This is a genomic window from Globicatella sp. PHS-GS-PNBC-21-1553 (assembly GCF_033564055.1).
GTDB lineage: Bacteria > Bacillota > Bacilli > Lactobacillales > Aerococcaceae > Globicatella > Globicatella sulfidifaciens.
The window spans coordinates 372,179-390,786 of record NZ_CP085470.1 but is presented as its reverse complement, the minus strand read 5'-3'; the positions used below and the strand labels follow the sequence as shown (position 1 = coordinate 390,786).

Annotated in this window: 17 protein-coding genes; 15 read left to right on the top strand and 2 right to left on the bottom strand. The window is 35.5% G+C overall.

All coding sequences use genetic code 11. The features are described 5' to 3' along the window. Positions 1–303: 303 nt before the first annotated feature. From LB888_RS01885 to LB888_RS01845, 9 genes are all read left to right on the top strand, one after another. The gene (locus tag LB888_RS01885; protein ID WP_318753381.1) at positions 304–573 is read left to right on the top strand and encodes a YSIRK-type signal peptide-containing protein; all 270 of its coding nucleotides are present in this window, start codon (positions 304–306) and stop codon (positions 571–573) included. Beyond that, positions 555–1,499, top strand: coding sequence for a hypothetical protein (locus LB888_RS01880; protein WP_318753380.1), 945 nt, complete (start codon positions 555–557; stop codon positions 1,497–1,499). Before LB888_RS01885 ends, LB888_RS01880 begins: the two co-directional genes overlap by 19 nt. After that, a complete protein-coding gene (locus tag LB888_RS01875; protein ID WP_318753379.1) occupies positions 1,465–6,159 on the top strand; it encodes an endo-alpha-N-acetylgalactosaminidase family protein in 4,695 nt (1,564 codons plus the stop codon). Before LB888_RS01880 ends, LB888_RS01875 begins: the two co-directional genes overlap by 35 nt. Positions 6,160–6,396: 237 nt before the next feature. After that, positions 6,397–7,710 (top strand): carbohydrate ABC transporter substrate-binding protein, encoded by a 1,314-nt coding sequence (locus LB888_RS01870; protein ID WP_318753378.1) that lies wholly within the window; start codon positions 6,397–6,399, stop codon positions 7,708–7,710. A 181-nt stretch (positions 7,711–7,891) separates the two neighbouring features. After that, entirely contained in the window at positions 7,892–8,677 is a 786-nt protein-coding gene (locus LB888_RS01865) for a sugar ABC transporter permease (RefSeq protein WP_311919684.1), read from the top strand. A gap of 15 nt (positions 8,678–8,692) precedes the next feature. Then, the gene (locus LB888_RS01860) at positions 8,693–9,553 is read left to right on the top strand and encodes a carbohydrate ABC transporter permease (RefSeq protein ID WP_311919683.1); all 861 of its coding nucleotides are present in this window, start codon (positions 8,693–8,695) and stop codon (positions 9,551–9,553) included. A gap of 15 nt (positions 9,554–9,568) precedes the next feature. Continuing rightward, complete coding sequence (gene gnpA, locus LB888_RS01855) at positions 9,569–11,803, top strand: 1,3-beta-galactosyl-N-acetylhexosamine phosphorylase (protein WP_318753377.1); 2,235 nt, start codon at positions 9,569–9,571, stop codon at positions 11,801–11,803. After that, the gene (locus tag LB888_RS01850; RefSeq protein WP_311919681.1) at positions 11,803–11,985 is read left to right on the top strand and encodes a DUF6903 family protein; all 183 of its coding nucleotides are present in this window, start codon (positions 11,803–11,805) and stop codon (positions 11,983–11,985) included. Before gnpA ends, LB888_RS01850 begins: the two co-directional genes overlap by 1 nt. A gap of 14 nt (positions 11,986–11,999) precedes the next feature. Next, the gene (locus LB888_RS01845) at positions 12,000–12,890 is read left to right on the top strand and encodes an ROK family protein (RefSeq protein WP_318753376.1); all 891 of its coding nucleotides are present in this window, start codon (positions 12,000–12,002) and stop codon (positions 12,888–12,890) included. Between the two features lie 186 nt (positions 12,891–13,076). Here the strand turns inward: LB888_RS01845 and LB888_RS01840 are convergent, their stop codons facing one another. Both LB888_RS01840 and LB888_RS01835 read right to left on the bottom strand, forming a co-directional pair. Further along, positions 13,077–13,562, bottom strand: a complete 486-nt coding sequence (locus LB888_RS01840; RefSeq protein WP_318753941.1) for a hypothetical protein — start codon at positions 13,560–13,562, stop codon at positions 13,077–13,079. Beyond that, complete coding sequence (locus LB888_RS01835; protein ID WP_318753375.1) at positions 13,535–13,846, bottom strand: DeoR family transcriptional regulator; 312 nt, start codon at positions 13,844–13,846, stop codon at positions 13,535–13,537. The genes LB888_RS01840 and LB888_RS01835 overlap by 28 nt, the downstream gene beginning before the upstream one ends. A 163-nt stretch (positions 13,847–14,009) precedes the next feature. Here LB888_RS01835 and lacD point away from each other — a divergent pair, with 163 nt between their 5' ends. Genes lacD through agaV form a run of 6 tightly spaced genes read left to right on the top strand, consistent with a single transcriptional unit; the run spans position 14,010 to position 18,607 of the window. Then, positions 14,010–15,005 carry a tagatose-bisphosphate aldolase gene (lacD, locus tag LB888_RS01830; protein ID WP_318753374.1) on the top strand — a complete coding sequence of 332 codons (996 nt, stop codon included), beginning with the start codon at positions 14,010–14,012 and terminating at the stop codon, positions 15,003–15,005. Between the two features lie 15 nt (positions 15,006–15,020). Then, a complete protein-coding gene (locus tag LB888_RS01825; protein WP_318753373.1) occupies positions 15,021–16,187 on the top strand; it encodes an SIS domain-containing protein in 1,167 nt (388 codons plus the stop codon). A 17-nt stretch (positions 16,188–16,204) separates the two neighbouring features. Next, positions 16,205–17,380 (top strand): N-acetylglucosamine-6-phosphate deacetylase, encoded by a 1,176-nt coding sequence (gene nagA, locus LB888_RS01820; protein ID WP_318753372.1) that lies wholly within the window; start codon positions 16,205–16,207, stop codon positions 17,378–17,380. Then, the gene (locus tag LB888_RS01815) at positions 17,377–17,811 is read left to right on the top strand and encodes a PTS sugar transporter subunit IIA (RefSeq protein ID WP_318753371.1); all 435 of its coding nucleotides are present in this window, start codon (positions 17,377–17,379) and stop codon (positions 17,809–17,811) included. The genes nagA and LB888_RS01815 overlap by 4 nt, the downstream gene beginning before the upstream one ends. Then, positions 17,811–18,095 carry a preprotein translocase subunit YajC gene (locus tag LB888_RS01810; protein ID WP_311919674.1) on the top strand — a complete coding sequence of 95 codons (285 nt, stop codon included), beginning with the start codon at positions 17,811–17,813 and terminating at the stop codon, positions 18,093–18,095. The genes LB888_RS01815 and LB888_RS01810 overlap by 1 nt, the downstream gene beginning before the upstream one ends. A 35-nt stretch (positions 18,096–18,130) precedes the next feature. Next, positions 18,131–18,607 carry a PTS N-acetylgalactosamine transporter subunit IIB gene (agaV, locus tag LB888_RS01805; RefSeq protein WP_284629726.1) on the top strand — a complete coding sequence of 159 codons (477 nt, stop codon included), beginning with the start codon at positions 18,131–18,133 and terminating at the stop codon, positions 18,605–18,607. Position 18,608 lies beyond the last annotated feature (1 nt).

Genomic DNA, 18,608 nt, shown 5'->3' with positions numbered 1-18,608 from the left:
ACTATTTAACAAGAAAATGCAACGTTAACACAATATATCACATTTTTTCTGTTTTTGTAAACGTTATACTTGGAGCAAGGAGTGAAAAATAGTGTGATTTGAAAAGAGCGGATAGCTTTTATTGATTAAATATTTTGCTATCTAATAAAAAAGCTCCGTTAAATATTAATGAAAGGGTGAGAAAAGAAAACAAGTTAGTTAAAGTAAACCATCATTAATCCGTATTTGTAGTGTTAATTTATTTTCTAAGTCCTATATATTTTTCTTAATGAAATATATCTATAAAAATTTGGGAGGAATAACATGCGTAATAATAAATTTATGTTTGAAAAGCGACAACGGTTCTCTATACGTAAACTTAGTGTGGGTACTTGTTCTGTAATGATTGGCGCATTTTTATTTGCAGGGCAATCGGTTAGTGCACAGACCGAATTGGATTCCAATGACACACTAGAAAATCCAATTGAAAATACTGCGGTATTAGAAGAACCTATCAATAATAGTATATCTGAAAATACTTCAATCCTTAATGAAGTAAGTTTTGATGAAAAAAGGTGGGTGAAATTAATTTAGGTGCAGAAACTAATCGCGAGATGATAAATGATGAAGATATTGTTGCAGAAACCGATTTAGAAACAGCAGTTGTCCCTGAATCAGGTGTGGATGAATCGATTAACATTAATGATGCTACTGAAGAAGTCATGGATAATAATATCGAGGTTAATACATCTATTGTGGATGAATCGATTCCTGAAAGCACAGTATCTAGCGAAACGAAAGGCCATGAGACAGGTGACGATGAGTTAAGTTTGGAATCTGCAGATGCCATTGAATCGAATGCAGAAGCCATTTTAGTTGATGAAACTCAAAATTTGAAAACTACCCAAGCTGAAATTAATTTAGAACCTTCAGTACAAAATCAAACATTAAATAAAAATGAAGCTGTAACTGAGAACGATCAAGTTCAAACAGAGTGGCAATCAACTTCTACAATTGATGGGGCTATTTCAATCGAAGAGATAGAAGGCGTGCGCTATAATCGTTTATCAGTAACAGATGAACATGACAATGCCAATAATATCGCTGTCTTTGAGAAAGAAGGGTTAAAAGTAGACGCCTCTGGTAATTCTACTCTTACACTAGATTTTGTCGACCGTTCAGACTCCTTAGAAGGCCGTTTCGGTGTTATGCTCAACTATAATGACCCAAACAAATATATTTTTGTAGGTTATGATCGAGGTGGATGGTTCTGGGAATACAAATCAGATGCGGGTTCGGCTTATACAACAGGGCCACGCAGTATCGAGGCTCCAACTAAAGATGTGTTATCTAAATTGATGATTTCTTTGAAATCTGATGGACAACTGAATGCTACAGTAAATGATCAGCAGGCTTTTGATACTGTGAATATTCCTTCAGAAGTATTAAAGGAGGTTCAGTGTTTCAAATCGAATTGGTCTAAGATTGGGACAGTATGCTGGTCAAAAAACAGTGATTGATGTCAAAATGGATAATCAAGAAAATGTAGAACTAGAAGCCCCAACCGATACGGTGGATGATACTATTGTAGAGGCGGAGCCTGAAGACCGTTTTGATGTGATTCAATCTGATCAAGTCATTGCTAAATTCGACAAGCTTTTCCCTCGTATCAAATCTTACGAGTATGCTGGAGAGTATATTCACGGGCAAGTGGTAAGCAGTGATACGGTAAAAGTCAATGATATTGAAGTAAAGCCTGAGGTCTCTTATGAAAAAATTGATGAAGCGACAGTTCTGTATCATTTGAAAATTAAGAATACTGAAAGATTCATTGATGCTGATATTGATTTACAAATCAAAACAGTGAATAATCAAGTTCATTTCGATGTACTTAAAATCAAAAATAACTATAATATTGCTCATGGAGAGCTAATTGATAACCCTAACAAATTAATTAAAACATTTGAAATACCGGGTGCACATTTTGTAGCAGTTAGTTCTGATCAAACCGGAGCAAAATTCTCTGGGTCAACATTATCAACCAATACCAAAATCAATGGTGATATCCATACCGACGTTACTCGCACCATGTCAGATTTGGATAAAGGGTTGATGTATGGTTTTGTCTCAACAGATAAGGTAGCCGTTGGTGTTTGGTCTAATTCACAATATTCAACGAATTTAACGTCTTATGACCGCTTAAGGGCAAATAAATTTTCTGCCAATGGAGAAAATTATGTAGGAATCAAAAGTTCACCTTTTATTTATGAAGGCGAACATCAAAATAAAGTATTCGATGCCCGTACACTTATTTTGCCATCTTCCAAAATAGTTTTTACTGAAGATATTAATGAGGATGAAAAAGTGGATTGGCAAGATGGCGCGATTGCTTATCGTGAGATAATGAATAATCCAATGGGCTGGGAATCTGTTCCAGAATTAGTGGCCTATCGTATCGCAATGAATTTTGGTTCTCAAGCACAGAATCCATTTTTAATGACACTTGATGGTATTAAAAAGATTAATTTACATACGGATGGTTTAGGTCAATCGATTCTACTAAAAGGTTATGGCTCTGAAGGACATGACTCTGGTCACTTAAATTACGCTGATATTGGGCAACGGATTGGTGGCACGAATGACTTCAAAACTTTATTAGCATTATCTAAAGAATATGGAGCTCGTTTGGGAATTCATGTTAATGCATCTGAAACTTATCCAGAGTCTAAATATTTTACAGAAGATCGTCTTCGTCAAAAGGATGGCTCTTTTGCTTATGGTTGGAATTGGTTAGATCAAGGGATTAATATTGATGCACGTTTCGACTTAGCTAATGGTCGCTTTAATCGTTTTGTTGACTTAAAAAATGAAATAGGTGACAACTTGGATTTCGTCTATGTTGATGTATGGGGAAATGGTCAATCGGGTGATAATGGAGCTTGGATGACGCATATATTAGCTAATGAACTTAACGAACTCGGTTGGCGTGCAACCTTCGAGTGGGGTTATGCTGGTGAGTATGATTCTACTTTCCAACATTGGGCTGCGGATTTAACTTATGGTGGTTCAACTCTTAAAGGTATAAACTCTAACATTGCGCGATTTATTCGGAATCATCAGAAAGATTCTTGGGTTGGACAGTTTCCTAAATACGGTGGTTCAGCTGTATCACCGCTTTTATTCGGTTATGATATGAAAGACTTCGAAGGATGGCAAGGACGTTCTGATTATGCTGGCTACATTGATAATTTATTTAAAGTGAATGTCCCAACTAAATTTATTCAGCATTTTGAAGTGACGAATTGGGAAGACGGAGAAGAAGTGACGATGTCAGACGAGGGAAGTAACTATCGTTTTGTTCCTGAAATGAGAATTAAATTGAAAGATAGTGAAGGTCGTCAACTTGAAATTACGCGTAAATCGAATGATCCAACTTCACCAGACTATAATTATCGAACGATAAAATTAGATGGAAAAACGGTTTACGAAAATGATAAGTACTTAATTCCTTGGAATTGGACGGCAATGGGGGATGACCTTGGTCAAGCACAAAGTAAGTTGTATCATTATACTATGACTGCTGGTCAATCCACATGGGAGTTACCAACAGATTGGAACACCGATACCGTTTATCTTTACCGTCTAACCGACTTAGGTCGTGTAGAAGAAAAAGCCATCAAAGTTGTAGATGGGACGATTACGCTCGAAACGGAAGCTAGTACGCCTTATGTGATTTATCAAGCACCCCAAGTAAATAAGGAAATGACTTGGTCTGAGGGAATGCATCTTAATGATACTGGCTTTAATTCGGGAAGTTTAGACCATTGGGATAAGTCGGGACCAAGTGAAGCCGCAACGATTGTACGCTCACAAGGGGATAATCCAATGTTGTCTATCGCAGATAATAAAGAGCAAGTGGTATTATCGCAAAGACTCACTGACTTGAGACCCAATACACAATATGCAGCCTACGTAGGAGTGGATAATCGTTCCAATAGTAAGGCGATTATTAAGGTTCATAATGGCGACAAGAGCGTGAGCAATTATACAGAGCAATCCATTGCTTATAATTATGTTCAAGCTAATAGTCATAACACCTTAAAACAAAATGCTACCGTGGATGATACATCCAATTTCCAAAATATGTATGTATTCTTTACGACTGGAGATGATGTTTCTAATGTAACATTGACATTAATTAAAGAAGCTGGAGAAGGCACAACTTACTTTGATGATCTCCGTATCTTTGAGAATAAATCGACCATGTTTGAAGGAAATCACGATAATGGTGAAGGGGTATTTTTCCAAGATTTTGAAAATGTTGGTCAAGGTATCTTCCCATTCGTTATTGGAGGCGTTGAGGGTGTTCAAGACAATCGTACGCATTTATCAGAAAAAAATGAACCTTATACACAACGAGGCTGGAACAATAAGCGCATCGATGATGTTATTGATGGTAATTGGAGTTTAAAAACGAATGGTTTAGATGGTAGAAATAATTTATTGTATCAAACTATACCACAAAACTTCAGATTTGAAGCTGGAAAAACTTATCGTGTAAGTTTCGATTATGAGTCAGGTTCTGATAATAGTTATGCCTTTGTTGTTGGATCAGGAAGATATAGTGCCCCAGAACATTTGACTTCTTATCTCCTAAATAATACTTGGATGGATTCAGATAAGGCAAAAAGAGTCAATTATTTAGTAACAGGTGATGAAACAGGGCAAACTTGGGTAGGAATATTCTCAACGACTCAAGCGAGAGATAGTCATGGAACTTCAGGTAACCAATCCAACTTTGAAGGATATGGAGACTTTATAATGGATAACTTGTTAATTGAAGAGGTTGAAGTAACGCCAGAATTGATTATCGAACAAGGATTATCCTATCTTATTCCAGTAGAAGATGGTATTTATGATGAAGCAACATTGAGAGCTTATAAGGACGCTATAAGAAAAATAGTCGATGCCGATGCATCAGAATTGACGGTTGATCAGGCTAATGATTTAGTCGATCGTGCTCTTGAAAAGAAATTTGCCTTGAAAGAGAAAAAAGATCAAATTATGTGGGACGATGTGGCTTCTTCAACGGCTAATGAACAGGATGAAGACCAAGCAATTAGTAAAGCACTCGATAAAAATGAAAATTCTTTATGGCACAGTGAATGGAGTGGAGGCGGTGTTGGTCAACCAGCAACCCTCAACCTGAAAGAAGCAATTGGCATTACTCATTTTGATTATATCCCTCGTTCTAGTGGTGTTAACGGACGTGTAAAAGCAGGAAAATTAGAAATAATCGATGATCAAAACCAAAGTTTTATTTTTGATTTTTCAGATTGGGAAAATAATAGTGAAACTAAAACGATTGATTTTGGAAAGATTTTGAATGCTTTTAAAATTATATTTACCGCAACTTCTACCTATGGTAATAATGAAGGAGAGGTTGATAAGTATGTTTCAGCGGCAGAATTAAGATTTAGAACGATTCTTGAATTAGAAGATGAATTAGACCTCAATCCATATGAATCAGCATTAGAAGCAGCAAAAGATCGTCAGGCCCCTGCAGCAGCGATTAAAGAAATTTCGGAACGCTTTGACCGTTATCAAGAATTAAATATCATGACTCAAGCAGCTCAAGAGGAACTAGTAGAGGCGCTCAATGCTTTAGAAGGAGAAGTACCTTCAGATAATGAAGAAAAACCAGTTGAAGAGGAAACACCTTCTGAAGAGGAGGAGGCTCCAAGTGAAGAGGAAACACCATCTGAAGATGAAGAGACTCCAAGTGAAGAAGAAACACCATCTGAAGATGAAGAGGATCCGAGTGAAGAGGAATCACCATCTGAAGATGAGGAGGATCCGAGTGAAGAGGAATCACCATCTGAAGATGAGGAGATTCCAAGTGAAGAGGAAACACCTTCTGACGACGGAGACACTCCTGCCGAAGAGGAAGAAGCACCTGAGAAAGACGATGACTTGACGAAAGATAACGACAACGAAAAAGATAAGAACGCTAATCAAGATAAATCAAGTCTGGTCGTTAGAGACGTAGTAGCTGTAACTAAAGAAAGCTCCTTACCTGAAACGGGAGAAGCTAAACCATATGCTATCTTTGGTGCTGCTGCCACTGCCATTTTAATAAGTTTAGGATTGATTTCACCTGATAGAAAAGAAGAAAATTAATGAGTTTAAGTCAAGTGTTTGAGTCGGCATTAGCATATAAATCATAATTTATCGGATTAGGGGAGAGCTGTAAGCAATGAAAAATCAAGAAAATTTCATCTTATAGCATACTCCCCTTTTTTAATGTACTTGATCATTTTAACAACATAATGCAACGTTATCGCAAGATATTATATTTATTATGGTTATGGAAGCGTTATACTAAAGGTGTAATAAAAAAAGAAAGGAAGATTTTACATGAAAAAAGCCCTAATGTCATTAGCTGTTTCAGTTGTCGCCTTGTCAAGTTTATCAGTTTCAAATATTTCAGCAGAGGAAAAAACAGTCATTGATTTTGCAGCTGTTGAGACGGCATATGGAACCGATGTTTGGAATGAAATAATGGATGCGTATAAAGAAGTTAATCCAAATGTTGAGTTCGAATTTATGCAAGAAAAAGAAATTGAGGATGCATTATCTCCACGTTTACAAGCAGGCGATTTTCCTGATGTAGTCATGTTAGCTCTAAGTCGTCAAAAAGCGCTACCTGAAGCATTAATTAAAGATCATGCTTTAGCAGATATTTCAGATGTTAAAGATTTGACAGTCCCTGGTGAAGAGGTAAAAGTAGCAGATAAATTATTAGATGGCTTTACAGAATCAACGTCAACAAATCCTTATGGAGATGGTAAAACTTACTTAATGCCAATGTTCTACAGTCCAACAGGATTATTCTATAACAAAGGTTTATTTGAAGAAAAAGGATGGGAAGTCCCTCAAACTTGGGACCAAATGTGGGATTTAGCAGAAAAAGCGAAAGCAGAAAATATTGCTTTATTTACTTATCCAACAGCTTCTTATTTAGATACTTTCTTCTCATCAGTTATTTTAGGATCTGGTGGCCAAGAATTATTTGATTCTGCAATGAAATATGATAAAGCGGTTTGGGAAGGTGCTGAATTGACTGACACGTTTAAGGTCTTGGGTCAATTAGCTGAAAATACTGAACCAACAACTGTTGCGAATGCGAATGCAGACGGCTTTACACGTAATCAACAATTAATTTTAGATAATAAAGCATTATTTATGCCAAATGGTACATGGGTAGTAGGCGAAATGGCAGAAGCGCCTCGTGCTGAAGGATTTGAATGGGGAATGGCTCCAATTCCTGCAGCAAGTGAAGACGCAGATCGTTATGCATATACTTTCTTAGAACACATTTGGGTACCTGAAGCGGCTGAAAATAAAGAAGGAGCCAAAGATTTCATTGCTTTCTTATATTCAGATAAAGCAGCAGAAATTTTCGCAAAACATGGTGCGGTTCAACCTGTTAAAGGTATTAATGAAAAATTACCTGAGGATCAACAAGTCTTCTATAATATTTATGCGGATGGCACTTTACCTGGTATGGGAGGATTTGTATCAGTTGAATCCATCGAAGGTGTTGACTTAGGTGGTACCTTATATGGCAGCTTCGACTCAGTCGTATCAGGTGATTTATCAGTAGCAGATTGGCAAAAGAGTGTCGTTGAAATAATGGAAAAATTCCAAGCGGTATTACCTGCTGAATAATGAGACTTTTTTAGAAATGTCTGCTAAATTGGTAGACATTTCTTATTTTTTAAATGAATTAAAGAGAGATGATAAAATGGACACAAAAAAATCAAAAACAAGATTTGCTTTGTTGTGTGTATTTCCAGCTTCTATTTTATTTCTTATTTTTATGCTTTATCCAACGATAGAAGTTTTTAGAATGTCCTTATATAAATGGAGTGGTTATACCGCGACGAAGAAATTCGTTGGCTTAAATAATTTTAAAATACTTATGACTGACATGAAATTTATTCATGCGTTTCAAAATACGATACTTGCTATTGTGATTGTGACAATTGTCACATTAGCAGTCTCAATCTTCTTTGCAGCTGTGTTATCAAGAGAAAAAATTAAAGGGCAGAATTTCTTTAGAATAATATTCTATATCCCTAATATTTTGTCAATCGTTGTTATAGCTGGTATTTTTTCTGCTATCTATAATCCGACTCAGGGCTTACTAAATTCAATCTTAAGTCTTTTCCGTGGAAATGATAACCCGATTTTGTGGTTAGGCGATAAACATTTAGTTAACTATGCCGTAATTGCCGCTTTAATTTGGCAAGCGATTGGATATTACATGGTGATGTATATGGCGGGGATGGCCAATATTCCCGATAGTTTCTATGAAGCTGCTGATTTGGACGGTGCAGGTAAGTTCAAACAATTCTTTGCGATTACCTTGCCATTAGTTTGGAATAATATTCGTACAACGTTAGCCTTTTTCATCATTAGTACGATTAATTTAAGTTTCTTATTAGTTCAAACAATGACGTCTGGTGGACCTAATGGTTCAAGTGAAGTTGTTCTTTCATACATGTTCAGTCAAGCCTATACCAATGGTGTAAGAGGTTATGGAATGGCGATTGGTGTGATTATCTTTATCTTCTCCTTCTTATTGTCAGCTATTATTAGCGTCATAACGAAGCGAGACATTTTAGAATATTAGAAAGGAGGCACCAGTATGAAACAAGAAGGTAATAAATTATATAAAACATTTATTTACGTGGTATTAATTTTATTGGCTATTTCGATAATTGTACCAGTTGGCTGGGTATTTTTAGCCTCCATTAAACAAAATGCGGAATTCTATCATTCTCCTTGGGCATTACCAAAAGGATTCTATTTTCAAAATTTTATCGATGCTTGGAATCGCGCAAGTATGGGAGAAAATTTATGGAATTCAGTAGTCGTGACCGCTTTAGCCTTAACGATTTTATTAGTGACTGCACTACCTGCCGCTTATGTATTAGCACGCTTTAATTTTCCGGGCAAAAAAATATTACAGCAATTATTTAAAGGTGGTTTGTTTATTAACGTAAACTACATCGTCGTGCCGATTTTTCTTATGTTAGTAGATATTCAAAAGTTAAATATTACGCCAATGTTATTAAATAATCGATTTATTCTAGCGTTAGTCTATGCTTCTACCGCATTACCGTTTACGATTCATTTATTGTCTAGTTACTTTATTTCTTTGCCAAGTACTTTTGAAGAAGCAGCTTCTATTGATGGTGCGAGTCACTTTACGACGATGGTGAAGATTATGATTCCGATGGCAAAACCTAGTATCATAACGGTCATTTTATTTAACTTTTTAAGTTTTTGGAATGAGTACATTATTTCATTTACTTTAATGACAAAACAAGAATTAAAAACCTTACCAGTAGGCTTAATGAATTTAATGGCTGCTCAAAATGCAGCCCAACAATATGGTCAAATGTATGCGGGAATGGTACTCGTTATGTTACCAACCTTAATTTTATATATCTTTGTTCAAAAACAATTGACTGAAGGTATGACCGCTGGTGGATCAAAAGAATAGATGAGGAGTTTGAAGATGGCAAAATCAAAAGGACGCGTAACGTTACCAAGTGAAAGTAATTTTTTAGAACAAACAAAAGAATTGATGGATAGATGGGGAGCGGATGCAATTCGTGACTCCGATGGGACTAAATTATCCGATGATATTAAAGAATTAGATGCTAAAATTTATTCTACTTATTTTGTAGCACGTAATCATAATGATTTTATCAAAGACCACATGGAAGAGTGTCAGCAATTATATCTAATGTCTAAATTTAACTTAGCAACCGCTGATACCCTAGAAATTTCCTTTATGGATGGTTATTATCGTGAACAATTAACACCTAATTTTATTAAAAATCCTAAGGAATGGTGGGAAGTAATCGACCGTACCACTAATGAGGTAGTGCCAGTAGGTCAATGGTCAGTGGATGAAGAAACCGAAACGGTAGTTATTCAAAATACGATTCCTTTCCATGAATATACGGTATCGTTTTTAGCTTATAAAATTTGGGATCCAACCCATATGTACAATCATACCACGAATAATTGGGGTGATAGCGTACCGCACGACATTCCTTTTAATGTGACCGGGCACTATTCAAATCAATATATGTCAGATTATTTAGAAAGATGGTGTCAGGAAAATCCGCAAACCGATGTGGTTCGCTTTACAACATTCTTTTATCACTTCACTTTAATTTTTAATGATTTAGCAAAAGAAAAATTTGTGGATTGGTTTGGTTATGGTGCTTCAATTTCTACTGAAGCTTTGGAATTATTTGCTAAAGAGAAAGGTTATCGTCTTCGTCCTGAACATATTGTGGATCAAGGATATTATAATACAACGCATCGCAATCCTAGCAAAGAATACTTAGATTATATTGATTTTACGAGTCATTATGTCGCACAACAAGCGAAGAAATTGGTTGATATTGTCCATAGTTATGGAAAAGAAGCAATGATGTTCTTAGGTGATAACTGGATTGGGACAGAACCTTATGGAAAATATTTTAAAGAAATTGGCTTGGATGCAGTAGTAGGTTCTGTTGGTGGGGGAGCAAGTTTACGATTAATTTCTGATATTCCTCATGTAAAATATACCGAAGGTCGTTTCTTACCGTACTTTTTCCCAGATGTTTTCCAAGAGGGAATCGATCCGACAATTGAGGCTAATAAAAACTGGTTAACGGCAAGACGAGCGATTATGCGAAAACCAGTTGACCGAATAGGGTACGGTGGTTATTTGAGTCTGGCTTATAAATTCCCTAAATTTGTTGATTATATTGAACATGTAACTGATGAGTTCCGTGAAATTTATGATATCGTCGGTGATACAAAACCTTATAGCAAAATTAAAGTTGGTATTTTAAATGCTTGGGGTAAACTGCGTACATGGCAAAGCCACATGGTTGCACATGAATTACCATATAAACAAACCTATTCATATATGGGAATTATGGAAGTCTTGAGTGGTGCTGCGGTTGATGTCGAGTTTATTAGTTTCTCTGATGTAATTGAAAATGGTATTCCAGAAGATATTGATGTGATCATTAATGCGGGGGACGCCGGAACTTCTTTTAGTGGTGGCGAACATTGGAAAAATGAAGCATTAATTACTGCCTTACGTGAATTTGTTTATAATGGCGGAGGTTTGATTGGGGTAGGTGAACCGACAGCTTGTTTAAATGGAGGGCGCTATTTCCAATTAGGTGATATTTTAGGGGTCGAACGTGAAATTGGCTATAGTTTATCAACAGATAAGTACTTTACAAAACAAGTGGAGAATCATTTTATTACGGCTGATGTAAAAGATGTTAACAAGATTGATTTTGGTGAAGGAATTAAGAATGTTTATGCTTTATATCCTCAAACCGAAGTTATTGAATTTAGTAGTGGTCTGTCTAAAAATGAAGAAGACGGTGTCGTATTACCAGCTAATGCAGAAGGTAAAGAATTTGGAGAAGTTCATTTAGCAAGCAATCAATATGGTAATGGACGAGGTATCTATATTGCGGGCTTACCATATAGTGTGGAAAATGCTCGTATTTTAATGAGAGCCATATACTATGCAGCAAGTAAGGAAAATGAATTCTATCAATGGAATAGTAATAATTTAAATGTTGAAGTTCATGCTTACCCAGCAAAAGGAAAATATGCTGTCTTAAATAATACCAATTTACCTCAAAAAGCAACAATCTATCTTGCCGATGGTCAAGCAATTGAAATGGCACTTGAGCCAAGTGAAATTAGATGGGGGGATATCTAATGAAGATTAAAATGAGAACAATTATTCGCTTTATTGTCTTTTTCATTTGTTTATTCGCAGTTATATATTTCCAAAGAACAACAGGAATTAAAGAATTGGGCATGATGTTACTGTCATTAGGTGGTATGTTAGCGGTTATTTATGATTATAATTATGAATTTAATCATCCGACTAGAGAGTAAACCGGTGATGTCATATGAAAAAAGCAATAGGAATTGATATTGGCGGTACTAAAACAGCCATCGCCATTATAAATCAAGATGGAACAATCGCAAAACGCTATGATTATCCAACAGAAACAAATGATAGTGAAAAATTATTTGAATTAATCGTCAATGGTATCAATCGTTTGCTAGTCGAGACGAAGACGACCATGACAAACTATTGTGGAATTGGCTTAGGAGTTCCGGGAAAAGTGGACGAGGTTAGTGGCATCGCAATTTATCAAAATAACATTTTGTGGCATAATTTTCCAATCGTGGAGCGCTTAAGTACCGTTTATCCACAAACAAAAATAAAAATTGATAATGATGTTAAAGTAGCGGCCTATGCTGAGTATCGTTTATTACAACCTGAAGCCAACGATATGTTTACCTATTTAACGATTTCAACGGGTATCGCCTGCACTAACATCATAAATGAGATGATACTTAGAGGCAGTGGCTTTTCAGGAGAAGTTGGCTTTTTACAAATAAAGACACCAAGAGGCACTAGACCGCTCGAATCCATCGCTTCTGGCCCGGCGATTGCTGATTATGGTCAGTTGTTATACGATAATAAAGACGTTACTACAGCTGATGTATTTCGCTTATGGGAGCAAGGTGATGATCAAGCTACTACGATTATTAATGAAAGTATGGATGCGATTGCCAAGACATTATATGCGATTATTTGTCTACTAGATCCAAAATATATTGTACTTGGTGGCAGTGTTGCACTTAAAAATCCTCAGTACATCCATGCTGTTAAGCAAAGATTAGCGCAATATCTTCATCCAGAACAAGAACATATTTTACACAATATTATGCTATCAAAACTGGATGGACATAATGGCTTAATAGGAGCTGGATTATTAGTCATTCCTTAATATTTTATCGTGATTGCACGATAAGAAAAGACCTTAAGAATAGGCCAATGTAATCTATTGGTCTACTTAAGGTCTTTTATTCATTTGCCTTCCGGTGCTCTAGTTATTATCATTTAGTTTTCACAACAACTTGACTGATAGAGCGATAATTATCCGATAGATTTCAAAAATCTATCGTTTAAATCCTTATTTAGTCATAATTTTACAATAATTACGATAGTGTTCTAACGTTTCTACAGGAATCTCATTATCAGTCAAAATAAAATCCAAATCTTGTGTTTGATAAAATTGATAGAAATCTTTTTTATCAAATTTACTTGAATCAACCGCTAAATATTTTAATTTAGCATTTTCGAAAATGATTTTTTGAGTTAGACCTTCTTCGGCAACAGCATCATAAATATTATTATTCAAAATGCCATTGGCTGATATAAAAGCTTTTTGTACGTGGAAGTTTTCTGCTACTTGATCGGAAATCGTTCCATGAAACGAGGCTGAAACATCGCGATAAACACCACCAATCAAGATCGTTTCGTATCGTTTATCTAATTTAAATTTTTCAAATACTAACATTGAATTGGTCACAACCTGAATGTTTGGCACGGTTAAATAATCATACACCATTTCAATAGTTGTTCCTGAACCTAGAAAAACGGTATCACCTTCATTAATTTCTTTGGCGATAAGTTGTGCAACATGTTTTTTCTGTGGTCGATTGATTGTACGCTTACGGATATGGCTAAATTCTTTTTTTGGTTAGTCTCATCTACATCTGTATTAATGCTTTTGGCTCCTCCGTGAATTCGAACCAATAAACCTTTTTCTTCCATTTCTTTTAGATCTCTGCGGATCGTCATTTCAGTCACATTTGATAAATTTAAAATATCCGCATTTGAAATGACACTATTGTTTTTTAGTAATTCTTCAATCAAGCGCTGGCGTTCTTCTTTTAGCATAAATGACTCCTTTCTGAACATGTTTGAATATGTTCGCTTTACCTTTACAATATAATATTATGTTCATTATTTGTCAATGTTATGTTGACTTTTGTTCGTTGTTGCGTTATATTGTTAGTAAAATGATACTAAATGTTTCTTTTTAGAAGGATGGAGGACAAAAATGCACATTATTTCAAAAAGCAAATTCGAAAAGTTAGAAAAACTGTCTACCAATGACCATGTCATCTCAGCTTTAGCTATTGACCAACGAGGTTCAATTCGAAAGATGATTGAATCAAAGGGAGCTGTGGAAGATATTCAAGCAGCAGTTGAAGCATTTAAAATCTCAATTTCAGAAGTCTTAACCCCTTATGCGTCATCGATTTTATTAGATCCTGAGTATGGATTACCGGCGACAAAAGTCAGGGATGCGGATGCAGGATTATTATTAGCTTATGAAGAAACTGGATATGATGCGACTGAACCAGGTCGATTGCCTGATTTATTAGGAGAATGGTCAGCCAAACGTATTAAAGAAATTGGGGCAGATGCCGTAAAATTCTTACTTTACTATGATATCGATGAAAGTGATGCCATTAATGAACAAAAACACGCATTTGTGGAACGAATTGGTTCTGAATGTTTAGCAGAAGATGTCCCATTTTTCTTGGAAATTTTAACCTATGACCATCAAATGGACGATGTTAAATCTAAAGAATACGCAGCTGTTAAACCCCATAAAGTAATTGAAGCGATGAAAGAATTTTCTAAACCTCAGTATAATGCTGATGTTTTAAAAGTAGAAGTGCCGGTTAATATGGAATATGTTGAAGGTTTTGCTAGAGAAGACTTTATTATGTCACAAGACGAAGCAAAAGCCCACTTTAAAGCACAAGACGAGGCGACTCATTTACCATATATTTTCTTATCAGCGGGTGTATCCAGTGAGTTATTCCAAGACACATTAGTTTTTGCTAAGGAAGCAGGCAGCCGATTTAATGGTGTTTTATGTGGACGTGCGACATGGAAAGATTCAGTGGGAATCTTTGTACAAGAAGGTGACCAAGCAGCTCGTCAATGGTTATCTACTCAAGGAAAAGAAAATATTAATGGATTGAATGATGTATTAACAAAAACTGCAACTCCATGGACCGACAAAATTCAAGTTAAAGAATAAGAAAGGTGATAAAACATGTTTAATTTGTCTACTGAAGAATTAGAAAAATTAGGTGCTCTTAATACTACACGTGAAATTAGACAACAACCTAAATTATGGCGTGAAGTATTAGAAACAATCGAATCAAAACGTGATACTATTGAAACCTTTTTAAATAACATTAAGGAAAAACATGATTCTGTAAAAGTCATTTTTACTGGTGCAGGAACTTCTGCTTATGTTGGCGAGACCTTATTGCCACAAATTATGAAAACGCAAGAAGATTTAAGTTGGGAATATTTAGATGTACCGACTACTGATTTAGTAACCAATCCAACGGTATATTTTAAAGCGTCACAACCTACCTTATTAATTTCGTATGCTCGTTCAGGAAATTCTCCAGAGAGTGTCGCGACCGTTAAATTAGCACAACAATTAGTGTCTGACTTATATCAAATTACGATAACTTGTTCAAAAGAAGGCCAATTAGCAAAAAATTCTCATGGTGATGATAAAAACTTACTTTTATTACAACCTGAATTATCGAACGACTTAGGTTTTGCGATGACAGGCGCGTTTTCATGTATGTATTTAACAAGCTTATTAATTTTTGATAATCGTTCATTTGAGCAAAAGAAAGCTTGGGTAGAACAAATGATTGAAACGACTGAAGGTATTTTTGACAAAGAAGCGCAAATTCAAGCATTAGTAGATCAAAATGTTGAACGTGTTGTTTACCTTGGTTCGGGAGTGTTTTTTGGTTTAGCTCATGAAACGCAATTAAAAATTTTAGAGTTAACAGCAGGAGCTAAATCTACTTTATATGAGTCCGTTTTAGGATTTAGACATGGACCAAAATCAATTGTAAATGACCAAACTGCGATTATCTTATATCAATCTGAGGAACCATATGCACGTCAATATGAAATTGATTTGATGGCAGAAATTGCAGCCGATAGGATTGCTAAATCGATGATTGTTGTAGGAGGAAAGAATCCAGAAATCGAAGGGTTTAATCACTTTGAAATAGCATTATCTGACAAAGTAGAGGAAGGTTATTTAGTATTGCCATATGTTGTATTTGGACAAGCTTATGCATTATTAAGTTCAGTATCTGTTGACAATACACCTGATACACCGTCGAAAACTGGTACCGTTAATCGAGTAGTAAAAGGAGTTACTATCCATCCATTTGAAAAATAGATGAAAGCGTGAAGTGAATGTCTGAGATTTATAAAATAGGAAAATTAATTTTAACTGATAAAGTATTAGAAAATGTCTATCTAGAGGTAAAAGACGGAAAATTTATGGGTCTTTATGAAAATGATTCCCAATTGAATGGAGAATATACTTTAATTGATTATTCAAATAAAATTGTGGGACCTGGTTTTGTCGAAACACATATCCATGGATATTTAGGAAAAGATGTTATGGATGGGGAAATAGAAGGCTTAAACACCATCGCACAAGGGTTATTAAGCACAGGTGTAACATCTTGGTTACCTACGACATTAACTTCTAGTCGTCAGTCCTTGAATGATGTTTGTCAATTAATAGGTGAAAATTATCAAAATATTAAAGGCGCAAAAATTCAAGGAATCTTTTTAGAAGGACCTTATTTTACTACCAAACATAAAGGCGCTCAAAATCCTGATTACATGAGTGATCCTGTCATTGAGGAACTTAAAAATTGGCAAGCACTTTCTAATCAAATGATTAAAAAAATTGCCTTAGCTCCAGAACGAGAACACGTTATTTCTTTTGTAGAATATGCTCAAAGTCAAAATATTAAAGTTGGCCTCGCACATAGCGAGGCAAGCTTTAAACAAGCTGAGAAAGCGGTTAAAGCTGGTGCTAATATTTTTGTTCATACATATAATGGAATGTCTGGATTACACCATCGTGAACCTGGTATGGTAGGTGCAGCAATGACTTTGGAACATTGTTATGCAGAAGTGATTGCAGATGGACAGCATGTCCATCCAAAGGCAATTGAAGTATTAGTAAAAAGTCGTGGTGTAGAAGAAGTGATTTTAATTACTGATTCAATGAGAGCGGCTGGATTAGGAGATGGGAGATCAAGACTAGGCGAATTTGAAGTTGAAGTTAAAGATGGTTGCGCTCGATTAGTAGAGGGCGGTTCTTTAGCAGGATCAATCCTAAAAATGAATGAAGCTGTAAAAAATATCGTTGACTGGGGTATTGTAGACTTACCTTCAGCAGTGAGAATGGCTAGTATCAATGCCGCAAAATCTGTTGGAATTGAAGAAAAATGTGGTGCAATTAAACTAGGATTTGATGCTGATTTCATTGTCTTAAATCAAAATAATGAATTAGAAGCCACTTATTTAAATGGTCAAAAAGTATATGAAGCACATTTGGAGGGGAATCAATGATAGGAATTGTCGTAACAGGGCATGGAGAATTTGCAGATGGAATTTATAAATCTTTTGAAATGATTGCGGGACATGCAGATAATGTCTCAATTGTTCGCTTTGAAGATGGAATGGATTTAAATGAGTTTCATCATAAATTGAATGAAGTCTTTACTAAATATAGCAATCAGTATAAAGGCGTTTTAGTTCTTACAGACTTATTAGGAGGAACACCGTTCAATACCTCAATGGTAATAAGTCAAGAGTTTGAAAGAGTTAGAGTCTTAACAGGGACTAATTTATCCATGATGATTGAAGGACAATTATTATCCAAAGTGGAAGATAATGTTGATAAATTAGCCAATCAAATAGTTGAAGTTGGACGTTTAGCAGTTAGTTTTCCAGAGATTATTTTTGACACTGACGAAGAGAAAGTGGAGGAGGGTATTTAATGGCTGTTTGGCAAATCGTGTTCCTAACCGCATTATGTTTTGTAGCTTTCACCATTATCGGGATTTTACTCTATTCATTATCTGTAAGAAAGAAGCTTAATTATCAGAGAGAGAAATTTGAACAAATACATCTTAATCTTAAATCAGGAGATTATGTTGAATTTTCAAATGGTATCTTTGGAACAGTCGTTAAGGTAGACGATGAAACGTGTGATATTTCAATTAAGAGTGGTGCGATAATGACGGTCTCTAGATTTGCCATTTCAGAAATTATCACCCCATAATTATAACCGTTTTATATGAGAAGGAGGAAAAATAAATGCCAAATATTTTATTAACAAGAATTGATAATCGACTAATACATGGTCAAGTTGCGACCCAATGGACTGGTTCAATAGGAGCTAATTTACTTTTAGTTGCTAATGATGAAGTGAGCACTAATAAGACTAGACAAGGCCTAATGGATATGGCGGCGCCAACAGCTGCCCAAACACGTTATTTTTCATTGCAAAAGACCATTGATATTATCCATAAAGCAGCTGATAGACAGAAGATTTTTATTATTTGTGAGACGCCACAAGATGTTTTAACTTTAGTCAAGGGAGGTGTACCGATTAAAAAAGTCAATATTGGTAATATGCACATGGCTGAAGGAAAACGACAAATTGTTGGTTCAGTAGCAGTGGATGATAATGATATTGAAACATTTAAAGAATTAAAACGTCTCGGTGTTGAACTCGAGATTCGAAGAGTACCTCAAGAATCAGCGGAAAATATTGAAAAATTATTTAAATAAT